Origin of the sequence: Rhizobium acidisoli (assembly GCF_002531755.2) — a bacterium.
In the GTDB taxonomy this organism is placed as follows: Bacteria; Pseudomonadota; Alphaproteobacteria; order Rhizobiales; family Rhizobiaceae; genus Rhizobium; species Rhizobium acidisoli.
Genome location: NZ_CP034998.1, coordinates 4,277,645 through 4,298,253, shown reverse-complemented (window position 1 = coordinate 4,298,253; position 20,609 = coordinate 4,277,645). Strand labels below are relative to the sequence as shown.

Genomic DNA, 20,609 nt, shown 5'->3' with positions numbered 1-20,609 from the left:
AGTTTCAGGTTGAAATGGCTTCTTTCCTTCACCGCTGCTTTTCTCTTCGCGTTGAGTGCTTTGGCGCAGACGCCGCCGGTGGGCCAGCAGCAGAAGATCGACGACCTCGTGCGCCTTCTGCAGGATCCCGAGGTGAAAGCCTGGCTGGATAGCCGCAAGGCGGAGAGTGCGCCTGTGACACCTGCTTCACCGGCCGGCAATTCGGCCTTGGCCCGGTGGGAGGCCGGCGCGCGGGAACGTGTGAACGCTGTTCTGACGGCGATTCCGGCGATCCCGGCAGAGGTGACGGCGGCGGCAACACGAGCAAGGCGCGAAGCTGCCGGCAGAGGCTATGCGCCGGTCTTCGTCATATTCGGCGGGCTGGTCGCTTTCGGTCTCGCCGCCGAGGCGGTGTATCGCAGATTTGCCGCGCGCCGCGAGGCACTGCTTGGCCGGCTTATCCCGGTCGGCATATTCGCGGGAGCGATGGGCATCGTCTTTTTCGCAGTGGAATGGCCGCCGCTCGCGCGGGTGACGCTGCTTGCCTATCTCTCGGCCTTCATCCTGTTTCGATTGGCGGCCGCGCTTCTGTCGGCGGCGACGATAGGCTCGTCGCTGCGCAGGCGGCTCTTGATCCTGTTCGGGGTCATCAGTTTTGCGATCGCGACAGCAGCCGTCGGCGAGCCGCTCGGCGTTTCCCCTGAGGTCAGCAGTGCCATCACCTACTGCTTCTCGGTGATCGGGCTGTTGCTTGGGATCGAGGCCGTATGGTCGATCTCGGACGGAAGCCGCGCCTGGAAAGCCGCGAGAACAGCCTTTCTCGTCGTCCTGTGGCTCATCTGGTGCGTCAATATGAAGGGCCTGTTCTGGATCGGCATCTATGCGCTGGTGTTGCCGGGGATCCTGAATGCCGTCGGCCGCATGGCGCTCTCCTTCACCAGCGATCCAGGCAGCCTGCGCGGCATTCTGGTCGCCCGAGGCGCGCGCGCCGCGGTTATCGCGGCCGCCGTGGGATGGCTGGCGCTCGTCTGGCATCTCAATCCGGATACGCTCGGTCAGCGCGACCCGATGATCGCCGCCTTGTTTTACGGCTGCCTGAAGAGCGTGCTGATCCTCGTGGTTGCCGACCTTCTTTGGCAAATAGCGCGGGGCTGGATCGACCGGACGCTGCGTGTCTCCACAGGCACGACATCCCTCGCGCCGGCCGACGCCGCCCGACGCGCCCGGTTTCGCACACTTCTTCCGATCTTTCGCAACGCCCTGGCCGTCGCTGTCGCGGTCATGGCAGGGCTGATCGTGCTGGCGCAATTGGGTGTGCAGATCGGCCCGCTGATTGCCGGAGCGGGCATCTTCGGCGTCGCCATCGGTTTCGGCTCGCAGACCCTGGTCAAGGACGTCATCAACGGTGTGTTCTACATGCTCGACGACGCCTTCCGGGTGGGCGAATACATTCAGGCCAAGGACTACAAAGGGACGGTGGAGAGCTTCAGCCTGCGCTCGGTTCGTTTGCGCCATCATCGCGGCCCGGTGTTCACGGTGCCGTTCAGCGAGTTGGGTGCCGTCGAGAACATGAGCCGGGACTGGGTGATCGACAAGTTCAGGATCACCGTCGGTTTCGACACCGACATAGACAAGGCGCGCAAGCTGACCAAGAAGGTCGGAGCCGAACTGATCGAAGATCCGGAACTCGGCCAGCACTTCATCGAGCCGCTGAAAATGAAGGGCGTCGAGCAGTTCGGCGATTATGGCATCGTGTTGAGCTTCGCCATGACCACAGTGCCGGGCATGCAGACCTATATCCGCCGCAAGGCCTATGCCAAGATTCGCGAGGTGTTCCTCGCCAACGGCATCGCATTTGCGCAGCCAACGGTGCAAGTCGGAGGCGACGACAAGGGCGGCGGCGCGGCGGCAGCCGCGCAAGCGATCCGCGCGCAGCAGGCGGCAAACACGGCGGCGCCGGCAAAGTGACCTCGCCGGCCGCTGTGGCAGGCGACCGCCGACAGATGGATAAAACGATCAGCCTTGGGTGATATGACCGCATCGCGGGAGGTCTAAATGGCACCGGAAGAACGAGGAGACAGCCAGGCCCGTCAAGACCCCGAAGGCGTTCGCGCGCAGCTTGATCGTATCCTCGCAAGCCCGGAATTCCTTGCGCCTGAACGCGGGCGCCGCTTTCTGCAATATATCGTCGAAGAGACGCTTGAAGGCCACGGCGACCAGCTTAAGGCCTTTGCGATCGCACAGGCGGTATTCGGCCGCGATGCCTCCTTCGATGCCCAGAACGATCCGGTTGTCCGCATCGAAGCGGGGCGCATCCGTCGCGCCCTCGAACGATACTATCTCGTCTGCGGAAGCGGCGACCCGATACAAATCACCATTCCCAAAGGGGGCTATGCTCCGCATTTTTCCAGCGATGACGAAGGCTCCACCCCTGGTGGGGCGGCCACGCCGCCAAACCGCCAGGGCCATGTGCCCGGGCATGAGCGACCGCTACGCTATCGCGATCTTCTGCTGCCGATCGGGATTCCTGCCCTCTTCGGTGCAATCGCGGTACTTGCCCTCATCCGTCCGATCGAATCCTATCTCTCGCCGCAGAAAACGCCGGCAGCACCTGCCGCCTCGACATTGATGGGCAAGACCAGGATGGTTGTCGAACCCTTCGCGGCCCTCGGCGGCACCGCGCGCGCGGCGGATTTTGCCAAGGGGCTGGTCGATCAGCTGATCGCCAAGCTCATGAAGTTGGATAGTCTTGTCGTGCTTGCTCCCGGTCGATCCGGCATGGAGACGACAGGCTCGCTGTTCAATCTTCAGGGCAGCACCGTAGTCGAGGGCAGGGTCCTGCATCTGCATGTCCGCCTGGTCAACGGCGCCGACGGCGCGGTCGTCTGGGCAAATCAATATGAACGCGAGCTGCGCGATCAAACCATTCTCGATGTCGAGGACGAAATTGCCGCTCAAATCATTATGGAAATTTCAAGTAGCCGCAAACTGAGCGGCGCAGGGCCGCTTCCGTAGCCGCGGTGCAAACGATCGTTCTTCAGATCGCCGGCGACCGTCCAGCCGGCTGCGACGCGCTTTAGCGGAACCGCTGCACACAGCCGGGCGACATGGATTATCCTCCCGACGGCAGGTCAACGGCGACGCCTGCGGCGCGCAGTCCGGCAAAGACCTTTTCCTGATCCTCCAGCCGCTGCAGGCGCAGGGAAATCTCCTGGCGGATGTTCGTCATCAATGCCGGCGCGTTGGCAAGGAGCCAATCCTGCTCCAGCTTGGCCTCAGCCATCTTACCCGCTGCCCCGAGAATGGACAGCAGGGCAAGGTGGCGCATGGGATTGAAGTCGAGATCGGATATTCTCGACCATTGTTCCGCCGCTTCGATATCGCCCCGCATAAAGGCGCACATCGCCATGCCGCCCGCGTAATAGCCTCTGGGGCCGACATTTTTGTCGAATGCGATCGAAACCAACTCGCAGCCCGATTGCCATTTCCCCGACATCGCCAGACGCAAACCGTACTCGCCCGCAACTTCCACATCGTCGGGGTCTGCAGCATAGGCCGCCGTTCCAGCCGCCAGTGCTTTGTCGATATCTCCCCGGAAGAAATTCACCAGCATGACGGCGCGGAGCACGCGGGTATTGTCCGGCGCGAGCGATGCCGCCCGTTGCGCTGAAGCATTCGCCAATTCGAGAGGTTCGGCCGAAGATGGGGTGCCGAGCCTGTAGCGAAATCGCACTTCGTCAAGATAGACAAGGGACAAGAGCGCCCAGGACGTAGCATTATCAGGGTTACGCTGGGTTGCCTGTCGCAGGCACTCGCGCACGACACCATGGCTTTGCGCAGTCATCGTCTGCAGATAGCTATCATAGGCCCGGCTACAGGCTTCAGCATTTTGGTCTGCCTTTAGGCCCGACCGCGCGATCATCGCTGGCTCGGCCTGAAAGATCGCGCCATGGGGCTGCGCTATCGCACCGGCGATTTGCCGGGCGACGTTTGCTTGAATTCCAAGCTTGTTTTGAGCGCGAAAATCGGCATCGAAATTATCGGCCCAGATGACGACCCCGTCCCTTTGCCGCACCAGCCTGGCGACCGAACGTAACCTGCTGCCGTCCATCTGGATGTTGCCTTGCAGCGCGTAGTCGGCAGCAACGGCACGATCACCCGTCGGCGGATCGGCGACGACGATGACCTTATCGCGCTGAGCAAGCTGGCCGATAATATCATCCCTCAGGCCGCGGGCGATATCCGCCCTGGAATCGACGGAGCTGCTTTCGGCGAACACCTCGACGGCAACCGTCGGCACGGAGGCTGCCGGCGGCGGCGCGCGCACCGGGACACCTCGGGCAATAAAAAGTGCAGACACCAATGCGAGGAGAAGAAGAACGAAGATGGCCGGTAGAGCGATCCCGCGGCCGCGACCCGCCGGCAGCGTCGGAGGGTGCGCCTCCGGAAGCGGATGAGCTTGATGCGCGAGGTCAGCGATCCGAGCATTTTCCGGCTCGTTCAGCGGCGGCGCCATCGCCGCATCGCGGACATATTCGAAATGCGGGACATATCCGCCTTTCGGCATCGTAATAATGACCTCGTCCGCCTGGCCCGCGACGAGATAATACCGCTCCAGGGCCTTTCGTATCCGGCCGGCCTCGATCCGGACGACCGGATCATTCTGCGGATCGAAGGACGCTTCCCTGCCAAAAACCACATTTGCGATGGTGAACGCCTTCAGGAAGCCAGATCGGCCGGCGAGCGTCTCGTTGACGACAAACTCCAGGAAATTTCGCCCGCGCTGCGGCGCGTGAAATTCTTCACTTGCGAGAATTCGCTCGGCCTGCCGGCAGATTTCCTCAGCCGTCGGCCCAAGACTGCTGAATAGATTGACGTTTGTCGCGTTTCTCATGATCGCCCCCACGACAAGATCACGCATTTATGTAAGCTTCTTCTAAAGCATCATATCCGAGGAGCTTGCAGTTGCAAGCATCGCTTCGATTTATCGAGCGCCGGCCGGCCTGGGGGCGCGGCAAGCGTGGATGCAATTTCTCCCGGTCCGGTGGGTGGGCAATCCTTGTAGTATCGCGTAGCCTCTCTTGCTCGTCGAAGGTCTTGGGTGCAAATCTATAGGCGGCGCCGGATTTCATCGCCATTGGTTGGGCTCAAAGCCCCGCCTTCGGGGAGACAATCACAATCTATCGCAGCAAACGGTCTTCGATCAGCGTCCGCGCCGCGCATAAAATCGGCCCCGTGCCGACAGTGACCAACAGGCGCAGGCAATCCGGTCTGCTGCACGTTCCAGGCGTCTGGCCTTCCTTGCAAACGACGTTTCCGGAGGCCGCGTCCGGGATAGGGGAACGAGCAAGGCAGAATCCTCGGCGTTGGGTAGGAGCAGATCATCTCCCGCTGACATTGCTGCAACGCGCGAGGATAATCACGGGGGGAAAGGTTGAGCCCACTTTTCAAAGAGATTCGCGGCAGCCCCATACTCTGGCTGCTGGCCGCTGTGCCGGTGGTGTTCTTGGCTGCGGCACTCTTTCCCGAAGCCCACACGGCGCTTTTCGTCCTGTCGGTGTTGGCCATCGTGCCGCTCGCCGGGCTACTCAGCCATGCGACGGAATCTGTTGCCGCCAAGACGGGTGACGCAGCCGGCGGGCTGCTGAATGCGACCCTCGGAAATCTGACCGAGCTGGTCATCGCGCTGGCTGCGCTGCAGGCCGGTCAATATACGCTGGTCAAGGCATCGATCGCCGGAGCGATCGTCACCAACACGCTGTTCATGCTGGGCGCTTCGTTTCTGCTCGGCGGGCTCAAATACCACATTCAGGAATTCAACCGCGCCAGTGCGCGTCTTCAGGCCGGCCTGCTTTTCCTGGCTACAGTCGCCCTGCTGATGCCTTCGGTGCTTGGCGGATTGGACACGGCATCGGTTGCCCCGGTCACCCAAACGCTCAGCCTCAGCCTAGCCGTTCTGCTGATCATCGGATACGGCCTGGGGCTGTTGTTCACGCTTGGGACGCACCGGGAATTTTTCTCTTCAGCAGATCATGCCGAGGCCGGTGAGGCGCCGTGGCCGATCGGCCTTGCTCTCGGCACGCTTGCCGGGGTCACTGTCCTTGTGGCCTTGGTGAGCGAGATTTTCGTCGAATCCGTGCAGGAAGCGGCCGTCGCCTTCGGAATGACCCCCGCCTTTGTCGGTTTCATCGTCGTCGCATTGGTCGGGGCCGCCGCCGAAATGGCCTCGGCGTTTTCCGGCGCGCGTAAGAACCGGCTCGATCTGAGCGTCGGCATCGCGCTCGGGAGCGCGTCCCAGATCGCGTTGTTCGTCGCGCCGGTCCTGGTCTTGATGAGTTACGTGATCGGCCCGTCACCGATGGATCTGCAGTTCTGGCCGGGGGCCGTGATGATGATGTTCCTTGCTACAGTGACTGCGATGTTCGTCACCAACAGCGGGCGATCGGCGTGGTTCGTCGGCGTCCTGGTGCTGATGGTGTACATCATTTTCGCCACAACCCTGTATGTCTTGCCGCCGGCAGTGCGATGAGGTTCCGCGTTCCCAAGCAATCAGGCGGCGAACCGCAAACTCAAAAGATGAGGCGGTTGTTCTTCATCGCACTCGCAAAGCAGCTTCGCGTCATCTGGCCGATCCTTTCCGGCATCGTATCGATCATGGTCGCGTCTGGTCTTGCAATTTGGCAGATCGAGGATTGGCGGATCGATGAAGCGCTTTATTTTACCTTCGTGACGGGACTTACCATCGGCTACGGCGATTTCACGCCCAAACATGTTTCGGCACGAATCCTGGCCTTGCTCATCGGTTTTGCAGGGATCGTCCTGACCGGCGTCATTGCGGCCATCACAGTAAAGGCTTTAAACGCAACGGACCGAGACGGCGGCTAATGCATGTCGCCCGGACGTGTGCAGCAGCTCCCGGGATAACGACATGCATAAAAGCAAAGAACGCGTTTTAGGCCTGGTTAGATTGCAGGCTCCGCGCCACTCCGTTTCCAAATCCGTACATTAATTCGTGATCTCGGGAACGATCCGCTCCCTCGGCGACTTCGTATCCATTGCAGGAGTGTTTTGAATGCGGAGCTGACCCATGAGCCAAGAGCGCGGCCGCAGAAAATTGATGTTGAGACTTCCCGATATCCGGCATCTGCTGGCGAGCATGACTAGTGAGGCCCTCGCTGAAATGTTTGAATCCTACGATCTCGCCGTCGATGCACTGGAGCGGTTCCGCAATAAGAGCCCCAGCGAAGAGAGGCTGATCAGCGAGTATGAACAGCTCTGCCGCGAAATCGAGCAGGAGGTTGTCGTCTACTGCAAGAACCGGTGAATCCCGCCAGACGCTGACTGCGACCTATCGGGACGGGGATGACATCTGCCTCGGCAGACCGTCATTGCCTGTGCTCGATGCGTTCCGGCAGAGCATCGAGCTTGGCTGGGCCGCTATTTTCCGACACGGTCTGGACTGAGGGCCAGGCCCAGGCTTTCAGCAGCTCGTAGAAGACGCTGAGTACGACCGGCCCCAGAAATAAGCCCAGCAGCCCGTGGGAAAGTGTGCCGCCGATGACTCCGATCAGGATGACCGGCATCGGGGTCGAGAGACCCCGCGCCATCAGCACGGGCTTCAATATGTTGTCGATGAGCATGATGGGCACGGTAATGGCGGTAAAGGCAAAAGCAGCGGCGGGCGACCACGAAAACCACGACCAGATGATAACGGGAAGAAGCACGAGCCCCGGCCCCAGTTGCATCAGGCAAAACATGAAGATCACGAATGTCAGCGCCCCACGCGCCGGGACGCCAAAGAAAGCGAAGCACAATCCGCAGAGCAATGTCTGCAGGAAGGCAACGCCGATGACACCCCGCGATACATTGCGCACCGTGGCTCCCGCCAGCCGGGCAAAGCCGACACCCTTTTCACCGGCGATCCGGTTTGCCAGCACTTGTATGGCCGCCGCCAGACGTGCTGACCGCGTGAGAAATATTCCCGAAAGCATGATCGAAACGACAAAGCTCAACACGCCGCCGCCGATCGAGGCAAGCTTTGTGACGATAACGGCCGTCACTTCACGAATGGGCGCCTGAAACTTGATAATCGTCGCGGCCAGATCGCTTGCAATCTGATTCCACGCGTCGTGGAGCCGCTCGCCGACCACGGGCCACTCCCGAATGGCGGCCGGCGCCGAGGGGAGCGTGAATTCCCCCGCCCGCAACTTGCCGATCAATGCCTGCGCGGTGTCGGCAAAATTGACCGCGACCAGAGCCAGGGGCGCAATGATCAGGACGAGGCAAAAGACGACGATGATGCTGGCTGCGATGACAGGCCTGTTTCCAAGCAGCCTGCAGAGCGCTTGGAATATCGGGAATAGCGCCACCGCCAGAATGGCCGACCAAATAACGATCAGCGCGAAGGGAGCAATCAAGACGATCGTCCAATAGGCGAAAAGCCCGATGATGCCCAACCGGACAAGATCGCTTATTCTCGCCTCTACCGAAATCTGCCCTGACCCGGCTCCCTGCGCTGCCGTATCGCCTGTGTTCTCCGCCATGTTCGGCTAAAGCCGTATTATGACGTCGCGTCGGGCACAACATGGCGGACGCTGAGGTCCTCCACGAAATCCGCCGGCCGCTTCTGACGTTTGCCGAGATCGGGCGCCTCAAACTTCACCCGTTCATAGGGAATGGATTGCAGGATGTGCGAGATGCAGTTGACCCGGGCACGTTTCTTGTCATCCGAGGGCACCACCCACCACGGCGCGTGATTGCTGTCGGTCATTCGCAGCATCTCGTCATAAACACGCGTGTAGTCCCACCAGCGCTGATAGGATTCGACATCCATGGGGCTGAGTTTCCACTGTCGCAGCGGGTCGTCGATCCGGCGTCTGAAACGCCGTTCCTGCTCATCCTCGCTGACCGTCAGGAAGTATTTCAGCAGAACGACACCACTTTCGACGATCGCCGCCTCGAATCGGGGCGCCAATTCAAGAAAGCGCTGCGCCTTCTTGTCGCTGCAAAATCCCATGACGCGATCGACGCCGGCGCGGTTGTACCAGCTGCGGTCGAATATGACGACTTCGCCGGCCGCCGGCATATGCGCGATATAGCGCTGCATGTAGATCTGGGATTTTTCCCGATCGGTCGGCGCCGGCAATGCGACGATGCGAAAGACCCGCGGACTGACCCTTTCGGTGATACGCTTGATCATGCCGCCTTTGCCGGCGGCATCCCGCCCCTCGAAGACGATGACGATCCTCGCACCGGATTTCTTGATCCAGGCTTGCAAATGGGCCAGTTCCACCTGCAGCCGCCCGATTTCCTTGTCATAATCCCATGATTTCTTTTTCTTCTTCTTATCCTTTCCGACGCGGCCTGCCTCTCCATCCGTCCGGCTGGGTTCGTAATTCTCGTCCATTTTCTCTCCCTCCTTTTAGCGAAACCTCTTTGTTTTCACACAATTGCGGACGCAAACCGCTGCGCAGCTTTGCCAGAATTGCTCTAGCCCGCCGACGCGGCACTGCCGGCCTCGCCGACAGTGCCGATCAGCGCTCTCAGTGCTTCTTCCCTGCCATTGAAGAGATTGTGGGCGCCGATCGCCTCGATGACCCCGGCACGCTCGAGGATGCCGCGGCTTTCTTCGCTGAGATCGGCCATGGCGAAGACGATATTCCGCTTTGCCAGGATCTCGGCCACGGCGTCGAGTGCGGCTGCGCCGGTGCTGTCGATATGGGTGACGGCGCCGGCATCGAGCACGAGGCATCTGGTCTCGGCGGGAAGTGCCTTGGCCACCGAGGTCAGCCGCGTGCGCACGTAATCGGCGTTGTAAAACAGAATGCTGCCTTGAATGGCGAAGACGGCAGCACCCTCGACGGGGCGCGCTTCCGGAAAGCGGGCAAGATCGAAAAAGCCGTGCCGTCCCTCGATGCGGCCAAGCAGACCGTCGCGGGGAAACATCGTCTGCCGCAAGAGGTAGACGAGGGTTGCCGCAACCGCGACGATGACGCCGTTGAGAACACCGAAGCTGATTGCGCCCCACATGGCGATCAGCGCGAAAATGAACTCCATGCGGCTGATGCGCCAGATCTTTTTCAATTCGTGAATATCGATGAGGCTGATCGCCGCCGTTGCGAGGATTGCGGCGAGTGCGGGGATGGGGAGTATGCGCAGGGCGCTGTGAAGGAACACAAGGGCGGCAACCAGCGTCGCGGCCGATACCAGTCCCGCCGCCTGGGAGACGCCGCCCGTCGACAGGTTTATCGCGGTTCGGGAATCCGAGACGCTGACCGGAAACGAGCCGAACAGAGCGGGCGCGATGTTGGCGGCGCCAAGTCCGACCAATTCCTGATTGGCGTCGACCTCCTCGCCGGTTCGCGACCCGAAGCTCCTTGCCGCGACGATGCCGGCGCCGAAACTGACCAGAAAGATCGCGGCCGAACCGAGCACGATTTTATCGAGAGGCATCTGATGCAAGGCAGGCAGAGACAGGCTCGGCAGTCCGCTCGGGATATCGCCGACAACGGCAATGCCCCGGCCTTGGAAATCGAAGATCGCCGAAAGAACGACCGAGAGGACAACCACCAGAACGGGGCCTGGAACTCTGAACCGGAAGGCTTTGACGATCCATAACAAAGCGAACATCACCAGGCCAAGGACGAGCGAAGGCCAGTGGATCAGACTGCTCTTGGCGAGCATTTCGACAAGCGGCGGGATCAGTCCATCCGATTGGATCTTCACCCCCGTGAAGCGGCCGATTTGCCCGACAAGGATCGAGAGCGACACGCCGGCGAAGAAGCCCACCAGGATGGGACGGGAGAGAAAGCTCGCGAGGACGCCGAGCCTCAGCAATTTCGCAGCGATGCAGAAGACGCCGACGCCAAGCGCAAGGGCCGAGGCAATGGCGACCCTGTCGACACTTGCCGTCGCGGGTTCGGCGGCGATGATGGCACCCATGGCGGCCGCCAGCACGGTCATGGTCGCAGCGTCTGGCCCGACGACCAAAAGCCGGGAAGGACCAAAGATCGCATAGGCGATCGGCGCGACGATGCTGGCATAGATGCCGGTCTCCGGCGGCAGGCCGGCGATGGCGGGATAGGCAATCGCGCTCGGCAAGCCGACTGCGGCGATCGACAGGCCGGCCGGAATGTCACTGCGGAGCCAGGCTCTGTTGAAGCCGGCCAGGCCGCGCAACATGGGAAGACTTCCTATCACCCCTGGCTCCCTATCTGATGCCGTTGGCCCCCGTGCCCGCTCAATCTTTGTGTTTGCGGTGCAAGCCTAGGCAAGGTGTTTGCGGACATGGCCTTAGTGTTCGAGGAACACGAAGTTCATCCAGCTGCTCATGCGCAGCAGCACCTTGCGAAGGACAGCGACATGGTGCCAATGGTGGGTGTAGACCGCGACCTCGGCGACGACGCCGCCGGGCAGTTGATATTCCTCGGTACTTTCGAGCAACTCGATCCGAGCCAGCGTTTGTCCCGGCGAGACGCGCTCGGGCGATTGCGGATCGATCAGCGCACCGCTCGGCTGCAGTTGGCCCTGGGCCATCACATCGATGACCTCCTGAACCCGCGCCTTGAAAATCTTGCCGGGCACGGCTTTGAAAGAGACCTCCGCCTCATCGCCGACACGGACGCGCTGCAGCGAGTTCTGGATGAAGGCTGCCGCCAGCATGCGGTCCTGACTGTCGATGAACACCATGACCGGCCGCAGGGGTAGCGGGTTGGCCATCATTCCAGGGCGCAGGAAGACCTGCGTGACGTAGCCATCGGTCGGCGCCCGCACAACCGTCTGGTCGAGTTCGTACTCGGCATTGTGCAATTCCGCTTGCAGCCTTGCGACTGTCGGGTTGGTTCCGTCGATCTCGGACTCATAGGCAAGCTTTGCCTGCACCGCTTGCGCGCGGGCCGTGGCGACCGCAGCCTCCGATGTCAGGTAGATGCCGCGTCGGTTTTCGACCTCGAGTTCGGAAAAGGCCGCACCCTTGCCGCTCGACTTCGCATTCTCGTTCGTCTGCTGGAACTTTTCGAAGGCCTGCTGTGACCTGTCCCTCGTGGCCTCGGCGCCCGTGACCCCTGATTCGGCGGCATCCATGGCGGCTTTCAACTGCAGGACGGACTGCTCAGCCTCGGCGAGCGCCGCTTTCTTTTGATCGACGGTAAACTGATAGGGCCGCGGATCGATGCGAAAGAGGATATCGCCCTTTTTGAGAGGCGCATTCGGTGTCACCGGCACCTCGACCACCTGGCCTCCGACGACGGGAATAACGGGCGCCGAGGTGAAATAGATGCGGCCATCGCTCGAATAGGGATGGTTGTAGCTCATCAGGAGCAGGAGGGTGGACAGAAGGAAGATCCCTCCAAGGACGGCGGTTGCGAGCGTCCACTGGTTTACCGGGATCCTGAATATTTTGAAGATTGCCCAACAGATCGCGGCGTAGGTGAGTATCAGGAGCAGATCCATCAGGCGTTCTCCTTCTCCGGCGTCTTTGCTTCGAGTTCGGCGATTCTTGCATGGAGACGGGCGATTTCCGCATTCGCCTCAACTTCCGCCGATAATTTTCCGTCCTGCCGGATGCCCCAGCCCCTGTCTTCGCGGTAAAGCGTTGCCCAAATGAACAGAAACGGCCAGATCACGTGGAGCGTGAAGAGGCTGACCCATCCGGCAACATGGATGGCGTCTTGATGGGGATGATTTCGTGCCTTGGCCATCAGGTGGGGAATGTCGTGAATGGCAATCACGGCATAGAAAAGCGTGATCACGACGAAGACCAAGACGCCCAAGGCAAAATAGTCGAGAAACACGGATCCCCCTTCTGGCTTGGTCTGCCCGAGCCAATCTGATCGCAAGCGACAACCGGATAATAAGCACGTTTCGGCGCAAAGACCCGTAGCATCGCGTAATCTCTATCGAGACTTTCGCAGCCGATCCGGCTGGCGAGATTGCCTGCCCAGGAAGGAAAGATGCGCGATCGGCCGACGATCCCCATTCGTCCTCTCGAATGGCGACGGGGATGCGGCAGTCAGGAGCCGGCGACCGTAGGTTCGCGTATTTTACGTCTCCTGACGGTCCGGCTGTTATATAGTTTCCGCACTGCTTAGCGCAGTTCGTCGGCGGGGGCGGAGATGGCGTCGGGAGAAAGTGGTTCGACATATTTGTCCGCCCTTGAAACGGCAGAGACTTATTTTCCCGACCAGGCGAGGCTGGTGCAGCGGCTTTTCTACGTCAATGAGGCCTTTCACAGCATGTGCGAGGATCTGGCTGCCGCGGCGCAGGCTTTGGCGCATGCCGAACAGTTACCCGACACGTTGAAGGAGGCGCGGCGGCTCGAATATGCAGGCCTGGTCGACGCCCTGTTGAAAGAGATGAGGGAGGCGATTTCACAATCGAAAATCGTGATGCTCCGGCGGTTACCTGTCACCGGCCGAAAAAAGTAAACGCGTCCGTCCTTCAACCGATTCAAGGGAGGTGCATGTGCGATGAAAGCAATTTCCCGCAAACTGCTTGGTGGATTATCGGCTCTGGCGATCATGGTGCTGCAGCCGGCCTTCCCCGCACGAGGACAGACCCCCGCGCCGGCTGCGGCGCCCACCCAGGCCGGCGCCGAACAGCCCGCGGCCGCCCTTCTTTCAGAGGATGAGCTCGAGGTGCTCGTGGCGCGGATCGCGCTCTATCCGGACGAACTGGTCGCGGCAATTTCGGCCGCTTCGCTCTTTCCCCTGCAGATCATCGAAGCGCAGCGTTTTCTGGACGCGAAAAAGAAAAGTGCCGACCTCAAGCCCAAAAGCGATTGGGACGGCAGCGTCGTTTCGCTTCTCAACTACCCCGACATTATCAAGATGATGAGCGAGGATCTCGATTGGACTCAATCGCTCGCCGATGCGCTCGCCAATCAACAGAAGGACGTGCTGATCGCCATTCAGCAGCTTCGCGACGAGGCGGTGGCAAAGAACATCATCAAGACGGATGACAAGGTGACGGTCGTCACCGAAAACGACAATGTCATTATCCGTCCGACCGATCCGGAAAAAATCTATATCCCGCAATATGCGCCGGAGATGCTTTACGAGCCCGGCTATGCTTCTGAGCCGATCTCTTACTATCCGGAGCCGTACGACAATTATTACTATCCCGGAGCCACTTTTTTTGCCGCCGCGGTCACTGGGCTCGCCTGGGCGGCCGTCGTTAATTGGGACGACTGGGGGGTGTGGGGCGGTCGCTGGGGCGGTGGTGATATCGACATCGATTGCAACAACTGCCTGAACAATCGCGACTTCAACGGAAAAATGAAGTGGAACGATGTCGACTGGGCGAATGTCGACCGCAGCAAGCTGAGCATCGGCAAGGATCAGCTTGCCAAGCTGGACCGATCGGCGATCAAGTCAGGACTTCAGACCGACAATCGCAATCAGCTGCGCAACAAGGCAGCAGATATGCAGGCAGGCCAGAGGCCGGGCAATCGCGGGACTGCCGCTCGCGCGGAAGATATCCGAAAAAACACCGCGCAAGGGCTGAAGGCCAAACCGCAGGCGGACAGGCCGACGGCGGCCAATCGCCAGAACGCGTCGCGGCCGGAGAACCGTCCCAATCAATCGGCCAATCGCCCGTCGGCTAAACCCGCGCAGAAATCCGTCAAGAAACCCAGCAAACCGCAGATGGCTGCGATGCCCGACAATCGCGGGCGCCAGTCGAGCGCACTCGGCAATGTCCAGTCCGGCCGCCAGCAGACCGTCGCTTCGAAACGAGGCGCGCAAAGCATGGGCGCTCACCGCCCGGCAGCCCGTCCCGTTCAGCATTCGCGCCCGATGCCGTCTCGCGGCGGTGGCGGCCGCGGTGGCGGTGGCGGCGGCAGGGGACGGAGATAACACCCTTTACGAGCCCATGGAGTTACATCATGAGACGTCAATCGATCGTAATCCCGCTCATGCTTGCGACAGCGCTTTCTACGATGCCGGCGACACCGGCGCTTTCGCAGGCGCAGACAGATCTCGGCGAATACAAGGCGGCAAAAGCTTCGCCGAAATTCGACAGCCCGACTCTCGCCCTCGACCGGCTGAAATCGGTGCTCGGTTCCAACAATATCGGCGATCTTGCGGATCTGCTCGGTCTGAACGCAGACAGGCTGCGGGCGAGCAACGAGGCGATGATCGCTTATGGATTGATCCGAGAGGGCGCCGAGCGACAGATGATCCTGAAAGACGCAAACGGTGCCAAAGTCGTTGCGATCGGCGATCGGCTCTGGCCCCTGCCGTTTCCGCTGACCGAGGACAAGGACGGGAAATGGTCCTTCGACACGCGGCGCGGCCTTGAGGAGATCGTCAATCGGCGCATCGGTGAAAACGAACTCGCGACGATCGACACGATGCACGAATATGTGGCGGCGCAGTATCAATATGCCTCCGACGATCGCGACGCTGACGGTATTTACGAGTTCGCCAAAAAATTGATCAGCAGTCCGGGCAAGCTGGACGGCCTTTACTGGGATCCGAGCCTCTCTGCGGAGGAAAGCCCGGCAAGCGCCCTGGTCGAGACGGCCGCCTTCGGCGCCGCCAAACGCGGGGAAGGTTATTTCGGTTATCGCTATCGCATCCTGACCGCCCAGGGCGACAATGTGCTCGGCGGCAAACAAAGCTACCTCGTCAATGGTTATATGACCGGCGGTTTTGCGCTCATCGCCTGGCCGGTCACCTATCGGGTGACCGGCGTGCAGACTTTCGTCGTCAACGGCATGAGCGTCATCTATCAACGCGATCTCGGGGCCCAAACGGAACAGCGCGCCGCCGCGATTAAGGATTTTAACCCGGACGCCAATTGGACCATCGTCAGCGAATAGGGTCTTACAGCGCGCGCCTCTTCAGACGGGCGCCGTCATCAGCCACCGCATGCACCCAGAGGCGGCTGACGTGAGGCCTCAGCCATAGCGCGATTGGAATAGCGCTTGTTACCCGTGACTTCCCGCCCAAGCCATTGCGGCAGGGCCGGCAGATCGTCTTCGCCAGCCATTTCGATCTCGGCGAGCGTCAATCCCTCATAGGCGCCGGCAAAAACGTCCACATCCCAGTTTCTGCCCTCGTGCAGGACCCGGTAGCGCGTTTTCTCAATGACATGGCCGGTCGCATGGCGAAGCAGGTCCCGTGCCTCCTCGACAGGAATCTCGTATTCATATTCGTCTTTGGCGAGCCCTGCCGTGCGGAATTTGATCGTCAAGCAAGCAGAACGGCCGTCAATCAGACGAACACGGACCGAGTTCTCATCGCGAGACAGATAAGCCTGCTGCAGGACATGCGGAATGCCGGCGCAATCGCGCCAGCTATCGTTGCGCACAAGAAACTTGCGCTCGATCTCGATCGCTTTCACGTTGATCGCCCCTACGTGCTGGTCACTCGACAGGCGGCTCCCAAGTGAGGAAGAAGCCGACGTCTCCGGGCATGCCATCGGGGAAGTTGATGATCATGGCCTTCAGCCCATAACCCTGCGGCCTGGCGACCTCCTCGAAGAGTTCCAGGAGTTCCTTTGCCTTTCCCTGCAGCGTCTTCTGCCATCCGGACAGGTTGTTGTTGATGGCTCGGCCGCTGTCGGAGCAGAACGTCGATGGAAAACTATAGATCAGTGCTTCGTATTTGCCGTCTGCGGCCGCTTTCATGACCAGCCGCTTGATGGTGGCGCGTTCCGTTTCGCCAATCTGCTTGCGGAAAAAATCCTCGACGAATTCCGCGTGTTTCTTCGCTTCACGCGCCTTGATCCTTTCGCTGCGCTCCATCTCGACGAGCTGAAGCTCCAGAGCACGTTTGCGCAGTTCCTCCGCGCTTGTCATGGGATGGGGTGTAGAGGTCTCAGGTGATGTCATCGCAGCCTCCTCCAGAATACACGGCGATGATAGGGCGAGCTTGGAGACTAAGGCAGTAAGATACATGACGGCGCCGGTAGAATACGGTATCCTACGCTGGCATTTCGTAAGCCGTGACTACGTCCATCCTTGGCTAATCATCGGATTCGTTTAGCGTTGGTTAGGGTATTCGGCCGGTCGCCATTGCCGTTACGCGGCGGCGAGACTATCGTTTAAGACAGCGTGCTGCAGGTTGTTCGCAATCGGCGTCTGGGGGAACCGATGACGAGTGCAGGCATAAATAGGATCGCCGCCTCGCAGGAGGAGGTAGAGCAGCAGCTTGAGCGCATTCTTTCCAGCCGCGAGTTCCGCCTGCCCGAACGAACGAGGAAGTTCCTCGAATTCGTGGTCACGGAAACGCTGGCGGGCCGTCGCGACTATCTGAAGGCCTTTACCATCGCACAGGCCGTTTTTGGCCGGGACGCGAACTTTGATGCCCAGCAGGATCCCTGCGTTCGTATCGAAGCCGGCCGGCTGAGACGGGAACTCGAACACTATTACCTCACAGCCGGCGGCACCGACCGGATCATCATCACCATCCCGAAGGGCGGCTACGCGCCGGTCTTCGATGTCATCGGCGGCGCTGAACCCGCTGATATCCTGCCGCTCGGGCAGCCCGAACGGCCGGGCGTGTCAGGCGCCGATCACGGACAGATCCATGCGGGAACGGATGCGACCAGCCGGAACACCGGGGGCTGGCGCCTTTCGCCTCGATATTGGCTGCTTGCGGCAGGGGCGGTGATTATCCTCGCCTCAGCAGCAGCTCTGCTTCGGCAGGTCGAATCGCCGAGTGCGGAGCGCGAGGCGGGACAGAGCGCCAATAACCGCCCCACCATTATCGTCGAGCGTTTTGAAAGCGGCTCCGGTGGGAACCTTGCCTCCGATATTTCTCGCGGCATGACCGACGACATCATCGAGAAGCTGGTGCGCTTCAATGACATCGTTGTCGTCACCGCCATGCCGCGGAATAAATCCGGCCAAGTTTCGGCAGAGTCGCTCTATGCGCTGCAAGGAAGTGTGCGGCTCGAAGGCAGCATGCTGCGCTCGACGGCAAGGCTCGTGCGGCGGGCGGATGCGGCTGTCATCTGGGCAAGCAATTACGACGCCGATATGACGGTGCAAGGCATCCCGAAAACGCAAGCGAGCCTTGCCGGGGATATCGCGACTGCGGTCGCGCGCCCGTTCGGCGTCATGTTCCAAACCGATACCGCGACCATCGCCGGACGCACGGACGCCTTTTCATGCATTCTCTCCTACTACAGCTACCGCAGCGAAATGACCGTGCAGGCTCATGAGGTGGCGAAATCCTGCCTGCAACGGGCCGTGGAGAAGATGCCGGCCGATTCCAATGTCGTGGCCCTACTTTCGTTGATCCATCTCGACGAGTTCCGCTTTTCATACCAACTTCACACGAAATCGACGGCCGCGACGCTTGGCCTGGCAAAGCAACTTGCCGAGCATGCGGTGCGGCTCGACCCGAAGAATGCACGCGCTCTTCAGGCGCTGATGCTTGCCAATTTTTTCGACAATGATCCGGCTGCGGCCCTCAGCGCCGGCGCTGGCGCCTATGCCAGCAACCCGAACGATACCGAAGTGGCCGGTGAATACGGCCTGCGGCTGTCGATGTCGGGGGAATGGGACAGAGGCTGCACGCTGATTTCAGAAGCGGTCGGCAAGAATGCGGGGCCACGCGGATATTACGAGGTCGGAATGGCGCTCTGCGCCTTCATGCGGGGCGATACACAGGCAGCGGAACTCTGGTCGCGCATGTCGGATCTCAACTACAATCCGATGCATCGCCTCGTATTGCTCTCCATTCTCGGCGCGCTTGGAAAAAAGCAGGAGGCAAAAGAACAGCTTGAATGGATCCGGCGCGAGTCACCCGCGTTGATCCCGCACATCAGGCAGGAAGTCACGAGGCGGCTGGCGCGGACCGAGGATCAGCGGCGGTTTCTTGCGGGAATAGAGGCTGCCGGTTTGTCGGTGCAAGATGGTGAGGCGCCGAAGGATTGAGTTGGCGGCCGGGCACTGCTTTGGCCTAATGGTTTCTCGCGGCTGCGCCACGCAAAGCCCGTAAGGGCGAAGCGTGGTGGAGCTAAGCGGGATCGAACCGCTGACCTCTTGCATGCCATGCAAGCGCTCTCCCAGCTGAGCTATAGCCCCATCAAGGTGGTCCGGCTGAGCGCCGGTCCTGGGATGCTTCGCAGGGCGTGCCCTGCGGAGTGGCGGCTTATTACTTCCGGTTTTCGGAGATAGCAAGCCTAAAAAATTCGGCCCGGAGAATTTTTTCCTCACCGGGCCGAAATGCAGTCGTCAAACTTCGTCTTCGTCGCCGGTCACGCCGATGATGTCGCTCATGTCGTCATCGTCATCGTCCTCGTCGGGTGTGAGGAAGGTATCGTCGTCATCATCGCCTTCGATTTCGACATCGTCGTCGCCCATATCGGGGATGTCGTCGCCGGAGGCGGCGTCATCGGCATCCTCAAGCGAAACCAGTTCGACTTCGGTGTTTTCGGTATCGACTTCCGCAACCTCGTCTTCCTCGGCAACGTCGGCGATCGCCGAGGTTTCTTCGAAGAACGACAGGGGGTAGGACTTGCCAGTATAAGGAGAAACGATCGGATCCCGGTTCAGATCATAAAACTTCTTGCCGGTTTCCGGATCGGTACGCTTGGTTCCAAGTTCCGCTTTCGCCACTATAAGCCTCGTGAGAATGGCCGAATGCAAGATTCGGCAAATGCCGTTCAAGCCGGCGTTCCATCGGAATTTATAAGCCGGTCCCCTTAATCGCTGTGGCTCCCCATGTCAAAGCCAAACTTTATGATCGGAGTGCAAGGTATTTCCGGCGCCGGCGGATGACCGACCGGCGGGTTTATGGTAACGAGCCGCGGCAGCCGCAGAACCGAGCGAAGACCGTCGCGGGAAAGGACGGCCTTGCGAAGAAAATGCTGTGCCTTTACAAAGGATTACGCCACGCAGGCCTTCGCGCCGGGGCCTTTGAGCCCGCTGCCCAGGATTGATCGCATGACCAGCAAGTCTTTCATTATCGCCATCGATGGCCCGGCTGCGGCCGGCAAGGGCACGCTTTCGCGCCGCATCGCCGAGCAATACGGCTTCCATCATCTCGACACCGGCCTGACCTATCGTGCCACGGCCAAGGCGCTGCTCGACGCCGGCCTGCCGCTTGACGATGAGGCGGTGGCGGAAAAGATCGCGCAGGAGGTTGAACTCGCCGGATTGGATCGCGATATACTTTCCAAACATGAGATCGGCGAAGCGGCCTCGAAAATAGCGGTTATGCCGGCGGTGCGCCGGGCTCTGGTCGAAGCGCAGCGGCGATTTGCGACGAAGGCGCCGGGAACCGTGCTCGACGGGCGCGATATCGGCACCGTCGTCTGCCCGGATGCACCGGTCAAACTCTATGTGACGGCGACGCCGGAGGTCCGCGCCAGACGCCGTTACGACGAGATCCTCGGCAAGGGGGCGACGGCGGATTTCGATGCGATTTTCGAGGACGTCAAGCGGCGCGACGAACGCGACATGGGACGGGCCGACAGCCCTTTGAAACCAGCTGATGATGCGCACTTGCTTGATACGTCGGAAATGAGTATAGAGGCCGCGTTTCAAGCCGCTCAATCGATCATCGATGCGGTCTTGAGCCGAAATGCCTAAATTCAAGCGATTTTGCATGCTCAGACGCATGGATCGCTTTTAATACAGCAGCCTGAAATTCCGTCCAAGCGCCGGATTGCCTTCG

Annotated in this window: 19 protein-coding genes and 1 tRNA gene; 10 read left to right on the top strand and 10 right to left on the bottom strand. The window is 60.5% G+C overall.

Going from position 1 to position 20,609, the window contains the following annotated elements; genetic code table 11:
* Positions 1-9 precede the first annotated feature (9 nt).
* A complete protein-coding gene (locus CO657_RS20875; RefSeq protein WP_054182210.1) occupies positions 10-1,947 on the top strand; it encodes a mechanosensitive ion channel family protein in 1,938 nt (645 codons plus the stop codon).
* Positions 1,948-2,034: 87 nt separating this feature from the next.
* A complete protein-coding gene (locus CO657_RS20870) occupies positions 2,035-2,994 on the top strand; it encodes a hypothetical protein (protein WP_054182211.1) in 960 nt (319 codons plus the stop codon).
* A 97-nt stretch (positions 2,995-3,091) separates the two neighbouring features.
* Here the strand turns inward: CO657_RS20870 and CO657_RS20865 are convergent, their stop codons facing one another.
* The gene (locus CO657_RS20865; protein ID WP_054182212.1) at positions 3,092-4,900 is read right to left on the bottom strand and encodes a hypothetical protein; all 1,809 of its coding nucleotides are present in this window, start codon (positions 4,898-4,900) and stop codon (positions 3,092-3,094) included.
* 513 nt (positions 4,901-5,413) lie between these two features.
* On the opposite strand from CO657_RS20865, the gene cax reads away from it, so the two are divergent.
* The 3 genes from cax to CO657_RS20850 all read left to right on the top strand — a co-directional run bounded on the left by cax (position 5,414) and on the right by CO657_RS20850 (position 7,303).
* Positions 5,414-6,508 (top strand): calcium/proton exchanger, encoded by a 1,095-nt coding sequence (gene cax / locus CO657_RS20860; protein WP_054182213.1) that lies wholly within the window; start codon positions 5,414-5,416, stop codon positions 6,506-6,508.
* Positions 6,509-6,555: 47 nt separating this feature from the next.
* On the top strand, positions 6,556-6,864 hold the full coding sequence (locus CO657_RS20855; RefSeq protein WP_128715577.1) for a potassium channel family protein: 309 nt from the start codon (positions 6,556-6,558) through the stop codon (positions 6,862-6,864).
* 202 nt (positions 6,865-7,066) lie between these two features.
* On the top strand, positions 7,067-7,303 hold the full coding sequence (locus CO657_RS20850) for a hypothetical protein (protein ID WP_003589377.1): 237 nt from the start codon (positions 7,067-7,069) through the stop codon (positions 7,301-7,303).
* 61 nt (positions 7,304-7,364) lie between these two features.
* Here the strand turns inward: CO657_RS20850 and CO657_RS20845 are convergent, their stop codons facing one another.
* The 5 genes from CO657_RS20845 to CO657_RS20825 form a co-directional block, all read right to left on the bottom strand.
* Positions 7,365-8,522: an AI-2E family transporter gene (locus tag CO657_RS20845; protein ID WP_054182214.1), complete on the bottom strand. Its 1,158-nt coding sequence runs from the start codon at positions 8,520-8,522 to the stop codon at positions 7,365-7,367.
* Between the two features lie 17 nt (positions 8,523-8,539).
* Positions 8,540-9,385 (bottom strand): polyphosphate kinase 2, encoded by an 846-nt coding sequence (gene ppk2 / locus CO657_RS20840; RefSeq protein WP_003589379.1) that lies wholly within the window; start codon positions 9,383-9,385, stop codon positions 8,540-8,542.
* An 83-nt stretch (positions 9,386-9,468) separates the two neighbouring features.
* On the bottom strand, positions 9,469-11,160 hold the full coding sequence (locus CO657_RS20835) for a SulP family inorganic anion transporter (protein ID WP_245292947.1): 1,692 nt from the start codon (positions 11,158-11,160) through the stop codon (positions 9,469-9,471).
* Between the two features lie 111 nt (positions 11,161-11,271).
* Positions 11,272-12,429 carry an HlyD family secretion protein gene (locus CO657_RS20830; RefSeq protein ID WP_054182216.1) on the bottom strand — a complete coding sequence of 386 codons (1,158 nt, stop codon included), beginning with the start codon at positions 12,427-12,429 and terminating at the stop codon, positions 11,272-11,274.
* A complete protein-coding gene (locus tag CO657_RS20825) occupies positions 12,429-12,770 on the bottom strand; it encodes a DUF3302 domain-containing protein (protein WP_003589382.1) in 342 nt (113 codons plus the stop codon). Before CO657_RS20825 ends, CO657_RS20830 begins: the two co-directional genes overlap by 1 nt.
* A gap of 321 nt (positions 12,771-13,091) precedes the next feature.
* Here CO657_RS20825 and CO657_RS20820 point away from each other — a divergent pair, with 321 nt between their 5' ends.
* From CO657_RS20820 to CO657_RS20810, 3 genes are read left to right on the top strand one after another with little or no spacing between them, the layout of a single operon-like run.
* On the top strand, positions 13,092-13,403 hold the full coding sequence (locus CO657_RS20820) for a hypothetical protein (RefSeq protein ID WP_054182217.1): 312 nt from the start codon (positions 13,092-13,094) through the stop codon (positions 13,401-13,403).
* A 42-nt stretch (positions 13,404-13,445) separates the two neighbouring features.
* Complete coding sequence (locus CO657_RS20815) at positions 13,446-14,831, top strand: DUF3300 domain-containing protein (RefSeq protein ID WP_054182218.1); 1,386 nt, start codon at positions 13,446-13,448, stop codon at positions 14,829-14,831.
* Between the two features lie 29 nt (positions 14,832-14,860).
* On the top strand, positions 14,861-15,799 hold the full coding sequence (locus CO657_RS20810; protein WP_054182219.1) for a DUF2950 family protein: 939 nt from the start codon (positions 14,861-14,863) through the stop codon (positions 15,797-15,799).
* Between the two features lie 38 nt (positions 15,800-15,837).
* On the opposite strand, the gene CO657_RS20805 is transcribed toward CO657_RS20810, so the two are convergent.
* The gene (locus CO657_RS20805; protein ID WP_054182220.1) at positions 15,838-16,323 is read right to left on the bottom strand and encodes a CYTH domain-containing protein; all 486 of its coding nucleotides are present in this window, start codon (positions 16,321-16,323) and stop codon (positions 15,838-15,840) included.
* 22 nt (positions 16,324-16,345) lie between these two features.
* Positions 16,346-16,813: a hypothetical protein gene (locus CO657_RS20800; protein WP_003589388.1), complete on the bottom strand. Its 468-nt coding sequence runs from the start codon at positions 16,811-16,813 to the stop codon at positions 16,346-16,348.
* A gap of 261 nt (positions 16,814-17,074) precedes the next feature.
* Between CO657_RS20800 and CO657_RS20795 the strand changes: the two genes are divergently transcribed.
* Positions 17,075-18,865: a hypothetical protein gene (locus CO657_RS20795; RefSeq protein WP_054182221.1), complete on the top strand. Its 1,791-nt coding sequence runs from the start codon at positions 17,075-17,077 to the stop codon at positions 18,863-18,865.
* Between the two features lie 74 nt (positions 18,866-18,939).
* Here CO657_RS20795 and CO657_RS20790 read toward each other — a convergent pair.
* A tRNA-Ala gene (locus tag CO657_RS20790) sits at positions 18,940-19,015 on the bottom strand.
* A 150-nt stretch (positions 19,016-19,165) separates the two neighbouring features.
* Positions 19,166-19,549 (bottom strand): TIGR02300 family protein, encoded by a 384-nt coding sequence (locus CO657_RS20785; protein ID WP_003583384.1) that lies wholly within the window; start codon positions 19,547-19,549, stop codon positions 19,166-19,168.
* 327 nt (positions 19,550-19,876) lie between these two features.
* Here CO657_RS20785 and cmk point away from each other — a divergent pair, with 327 nt between their 5' ends.
* A complete protein-coding gene (gene cmk, locus CO657_RS20775; protein ID WP_054182222.1) occupies positions 19,877-20,524 on the top strand; it encodes a (d)CMP kinase in 648 nt (215 codons plus the stop codon).
* Positions 20,525-20,609: the final 85 nt, after the last annotated feature.

Coding starts and splice junctions, on each gene's coding strand:
- CO657_RS20870 (WP_054182211.1), top strand. CDS start 2,035: ATGGCACCGGAAGAACGAGGAGACAGCCAGGCCCGTCAAGACCCCGAA.
- cmk (WP_054182222.1), top strand. CDS start 19,877: ATGACCAGCAAGTCTTTCATTATCGCCATCGATGGCCCGGCTGCGGCC.
- CO657_RS20815 (WP_054182218.1), top strand. CDS start 13,446: ATGAAAGCAATTTCCCGCAAACTGCTTGGTGGATTATCGGCTCTGGCG.
- CO657_RS20845 (WP_054182214.1), bottom strand. CDS start 8,522: ATGGCGGAGAACACAGGCGATACGGCAGCGCAGGGAGCCGGGTCAGGG.
- CO657_RS20850 (WP_003589377.1), top strand. CDS start 7,067: ATGAGCCAAGAGCGCGGCCGCAGAAAATTGATGTTGAGACTTCCCGAT.
- CO657_RS20865 (WP_054182212.1), bottom strand. CDS start 4,900: ATGCGTGATCTTGTCGTGGGGGCGATCATGAGAAACGCGACAAACGTC.
- CO657_RS20830 (WP_054182216.1), bottom strand. CDS start 12,429: ATGGATCTGCTCCTGATACTCACCTACGCCGCGATCTGTTGGGCAATC.
- CO657_RS20800 (WP_003589388.1), bottom strand. CDS start 16,813: ATGACATCACCTGAGACCTCTACACCCCATCCCATGACAAGCGCGGAG.
- CO657_RS20835 (WP_245292947.1), bottom strand. CDS start 11,160: ATGTTGCGCGGCCTGGCCGGCTTCAACAGAGCCTGGCTCCGCAGTGAC.
- CO657_RS20810 (WP_054182219.1), top strand. CDS start 14,861: ATGAGACGTCAATCGATCGTAATCCCGCTCATGCTTGCGACAGCGCTT.
- CO657_RS20795 (WP_054182221.1), top strand. CDS start 17,075: ATGACGAGTGCAGGCATAAATAGGATCGCCGCCTCGCAGGAGGAGGTA.
- CO657_RS20855 (WP_128715577.1), top strand. CDS start 6,556: ATGAGGCGGTTGTTCTTCATCGCACTCGCAAAGCAGCTTCGCGTCATC.
- ppk2 (WP_003589379.1), bottom strand. CDS start 9,385: ATGGACGAGAATTACGAACCCAGCCGGACGGATGGAGAGGCAGGCCGC.
- CO657_RS20820 (WP_054182217.1), top strand. CDS start 13,092: ATGGCGTCGGGAGAAAGTGGTTCGACATATTTGTCCGCCCTTGAAACG.